Here is a 1,164-nt window from a genome sequence, read left to right as displayed (position 1 = left end):
TAGCGTGGAAGAACAGCGACCGGCAGGTGACGCCATGACGAACACGACCTACGACGCCATCGTCGTCGGGGCCCGCTGCGCGGGTGCGCCGACCGCAATGCTGCTGGCCCGCCAGGGCCACCGGGTCCTTCTGGTGGACCGCGCCCGCTTCCCGAGCGACACCGTCTCCACGCACCTGATCCACCCGCCGGGCCTGGCGGCCCTGGACCGCTGGGGCCTGCTGAGCCGGGTGATCGCCGGCGATCTGCCGGAGATCACCACCTATTCGTTCGACCTCGGACCGCTCACCCTGGAGGGCTCCCCGGCCGGGTACGGGTTCTCCGGCTCGTACGCTCCGCGCCGCACCGTGCTGGACAAGATCCTCGTGGATGCCGCCGCAGAAGCGGGCGCCGAGGTGCGTGAGGGCTTCTCCGTCGAGGAGCTGGTGACCGGCGGCGAGGGTGCGGACGGGACCGTGACCGGGATCCGGGGCCGCGAACACGAAGGCCCCCAGGTGACGGAGCACGCCCGGGTGGTGATCGGCGCGGACGGCGCCCACTCGTTCGTCGCGCGGACCGTCGCGGCCGCCCCGTACTCCGAGAAACCGAAACTGCAGGCCAGCTACTACACCTACTGGTCGGGGCTCGGGTTCGAGCACTTCGAGGCCTTCTTGCGGCCCTATCGCGCGTTCGCGGGCTGGCCCACGAACGACGGCCTGACCCTGCTCATCTGCGGCTGGCCGATGCGCGAAGCCGAGGCGCACCGGGCCGACGCCGAGGCCGAGTACCTGGCCACCATCGCTCTGGCGCCCTCCCTCGCCGAACGGACCGCCTCGGCCACCCGCGTGGAGCGGCTGATCGGGACCGCGGTCCCGAACTACTTCCGCACACCGTACGGACCGGGCTGGGCCCTGGTCGGGGACGCCGGCTACCTCAAGGACTTCATCACCGCGCAGGGCATCCAGGACGCCTTCCGGGACGCGGAGCTGTGCGCCCGGGCCGTGGACGAGACCCTCACCGAACGGCGCCCATTCGACGAGGCCATGCGGAACTACCAGGAGGCCCGCGACGCGCGCGTACGGGAGATGTACGAGTTCACCGCCGACTTCGCCAACCTCGACCCGCCGACCCCGGAGATGCAGCAGATGTTCGGCGCCATCGCGCAGCGGCAAGAGACGATGGACGG

Annotated in this window: 1 protein-coding gene; it reads left to right on the top strand. The window is 71.3% G+C overall.

Features of this window, described 5'->3' with window-relative positions; genetic code table 11:
• Positions 1-34 precede the first annotated feature (34 nt).
• Positions 35-1,164 (top strand): NAD(P)/FAD-dependent oxidoreductase (locus AB0D48_RS37440; RefSeq protein WP_362407852.1); only part of this gene is annotated, 1,130 nt, incomplete at its 3' end.

It is taken from the genome of Streptomyces sp. NPDC048269 (assembly GCF_040652395.1).
Taxonomy (GTDB): Bacteria; Actinomycetota; Actinomycetes; order Streptomycetales; family Streptomycetaceae; genus Streptomyces.
The sequence above is the reverse complement of the archived record's forward strand: the minus strand, read 5'-3'. Positions and strand labels throughout refer to the sequence as shown.